The organism is Dolichospermum sp. LEGE 00246 (genome assembly GCF_015207865.1).
GTDB classification, from domain to species: domain Bacteria; phylum Cyanobacteriota; class Cyanobacteriia; order Cyanobacteriales; family Nostocaceae; genus Dolichospermum; species Dolichospermum heterosporum.
On record NZ_JADEWA010000526.1, the window covers coordinates 1 to 3,469 of the forward strand.

1 protein-coding gene is annotated in these 3,469 nt (G+C 38.9%); it reads right to left on the minus strand.

The window, feature by feature from the left end:
- Positions 1-3,469 (minus strand): condensation domain-containing protein (locus tag IQ228_RS23380; protein ID WP_228044040.1); only part of this gene is annotated, 3,469 nt, incomplete at both ends.

Genomic DNA, 3,469 nt, shown 5'->3' on the forward strand with positions numbered 1-3,469 from the left:
ACTGCATCCGGTGTTTTCTCTACCTGCTCTTCAAATAACTCATGGATACATTTATCAACAGGATATTCAACTTGGGTATCATTCCATTCTGTTAATAGCTGGTGCTTTTCAACTTCTGTCAATAATGATAATTGGGCAATAGACTCCTGGGGATTGGTGACAATTCCAGATAACAATCTTTGGAAATGTCCTAACAAACGAGAGATCGCTGAATCATCAAATCGGCTAGTATCATAACTAATTATTATCAGTAATTCCTTGCGAGGAATTACTCCTACTGTTAAAGGATAATTGGTTTGCTCAATACCCTGAACATTATCTATTGAGAAACCATAATTGGTTTTTTCCCCTGCCTCATTAACTGGATAATTCTCAAAAACAACAAGACTCTCAAATAAAGAAGTCCCTCCAGGAACATCACTCAATCTTTGAATATCTGCCAATGAGCTATAGGAATATTGTTCAGACTCAACTTGCTGTGTTTGTAAATCTTTTAACAAAGTCAAAACTTCAGTTTCAGCACAAGTTTTAACTCTTACTGGTAAGCTGTTGATAAACAATCCTACCATTGACTCCACACCCATTAAAGATGGGGGACGACCAGATACTGTAGCACCAAAAACAATATCTGATTCTTGACTGTACCGAGATAATAATAAAGCCCAAGCTCCCTGCACCACATTATTCATCGTCAGTTGATGCTGTCTGGCAAACGTCTGTAAATTTGATGTTTCCTCCCTTGTCAGTTGGATTTTTTGTTCCCTGTAACTAGAATCTAACTGTTTCTGGTTTGACGATAATTTATCAACTGTTAAAGGAGTTGGTGCTGTAAAGCCTTGCAATTTTTCTCGCCAAAATTCTTGAGCTTTGGTCAAGTCTTGCTGCTGTAACCAAGCAATATAATTGTCATAGCTTAAAACTGGTGGTAGTATTCGATTCTCACCTTTGATAATTGCTTGATAAGAATACAATAAGTCTTGGAAAAGTAAAGGCACTGACCAGCCATCAAGCAATAAGTGATGAAAATTCCACACAAATTGATAACTATCTGTACCCAATTGTATAACACTCCACTGCATTAATGGTGCAGCGGACAGTTGGAAACCCTGTTTTCTCTGAGACTGTAACAACAATTCTAATTTTTGTTGTGCTTCTTCAGGAGATAGGTGCTGCCAATCATCAGTCTGTAGTTTAACCTCTGCTTGCCGATAAACTATTTGCAGTGGCTGTGCCAATTGCTCCCAAATAAAAGCAGTCCGCAAAATTGAATGTCTTTCTAATACTTGCTGCCAAGCTTTTTCAAATGCTGACAGGTTTAAATTACCACTCAAATTGTAAATCGACTGTTCAAAATATACTTGAGAATCAGGGGCATACAAACTTTCAAACAGCATCCCCTCTTGCATTGGTGACAGTGGATATATATTTTCAATATTTCGCCAGTTAGTTTTTTTCGTTTTGCCGAAACTTGCCAATAGTTGGTCTATTTCTAACTGGTTGAGCTTCACTAATGGGAAATCTGAAGGTGTATAACCTCCATTTTCGCCAGATGCACAATGGGTAATTATATCCTGCAATGTTTTGACAAATTCCTGTGCCAGTTTTTCAATGGTGGCATCTTGGTGAAGATTTCTGCTGTAAGTCCACTGTATTTCCAACTTTTCTCCCACTATCATGCTGTTTATATCTAGCAGATGAGGGCGGTTGTTTTGTGAACTGTGCATTCTTCCTGCCGACTCGTTCCCCATTTGTATCCAAGATCTTGTATTCATTTGTTGGTCAAATTGACCCAAATAATTAAAACTGATTTCGGCTTGGGGTAATTTCTTGAGTTGGTTGGCAATTTCTGGTTCTTGACTCAGATAGCGCAATAAGCCATAGCCAATTCCTTTATTGGGAATAGCTCTTAGTTGTTCTTTAACTGATTTTAAAGTGTCCCCTAAATTGTCTGTGGTTGGTAGTTCTACTACGACAGGGAATATGGTTGTAAACCAACCTATTGTCCGTGATAAATCTACACCATCAACTATGTCTTCCCTTCCATGTCCTTCTAAGTTGAACAGCACTCTCTTGGAGTTTGTCCATTTGCTCAAAACCAATCCTAAGGTGGTCAGTAGGATATCGTTAATTTGAGTGTTGTAAGCTTTTGGTACATCTTGCAGCAAGGTGCGAGTCTCCGCTTCGCTTAAATACGATGATATTGTGTTCTCTGCGCCAACGGTATTTTCCCCTTTTCTATGGTCTATTGCGATGGCAGGAACTTCTCTGCGATTTTGATTTAACCAATACGCGGTTTCAGTTTTCAGGGATTGGGATTGGGCATAATCTGTTAATTTCTCTGACCAATCTTTAAAAGCTGTGGTTTTGGCAGGCAGTTGAATAGCTTGACCTTGATCTATTTGCTGGTAGGCTGTTTGTAAATCTTCTAGTAAGATTCTCCAGGATACACCATCAATGGCTAAGTGATGGATTGTTATTAGTAATCGCGCTCTTTTACCGATACCCAGATGGAAAAAGGCGACTTCCACTAGGTTTTCTGATAATTCTAAGCTCGCCTGTAATAAATTCCCTTGCTCTTCTATAGCTTCTGGTTGCTTATTTTCTGGAATTTTTGATAGGTCTATCTCACAGAACCCAATTTTATCTTTTGGAGCAGAGTACATCTGTTGCCAAGTGGATTCATTTTGGGTAAAACTTAACCTTAGGGCATCATGATGTATTAGTAGTTGCTGGAATACTTGTTTTAATAGCTCTACTTTTAGATCACTGGGAACTGATAGCAGAAATGCTTGATTGAAGTGGTGTACTGCTGTAAAATTTTGCTCAAAAAACCAGTGTTGAATAGGTGTCAGAGGTAATGTACCTGTGACTAATTCTTGTTTTATCTCTGTAGTTTTGACTGTTCCTGCTATTGCTTCCAATTGGGCAATTGTTTGATTTGCAAATAGTTGTTTAGCTGTCAGTTCTAGTCCTGCTTGTTTGGCTTTGGCTAAAATTTGGATGCTGAGAATTGAATCTCCACCTAGTTCAAAGAAGTTATCGTGAATTCCTACTTGTTTTACTCTCAGCACTTCTGCCCAAATCTGCGCTAATATTTTTTCTGTTTGATTCCGTGGTAGCACAAAACTTATTTCTATTCCTGCACGGGAATCTGGTGCTGGTAAAGCCCGATGGTCTATTTTGCCGTTGGGAGTTAGGGGTAAGGATTCTAGTATCACAAAACCATGAGGCACCATATATTCTGGCAGTGTTTCTTTGAGATATTGGCGCATTTCACTGATGGTTACTGTGGAATCCTGATGTGGTACTAGGTAGGATACTAATTGCTTCTGTCCAGGAATGTCTTCACGAGCAATGACAGAGGATGTCTGGATTTGAGGATGTTGATTGAGTACCGTTTCTATTTCTCCTAGTTCTATGCGGAATCCTCTGATTTTTACTTGATTATCTATGCGCCCTAAGTATTCTA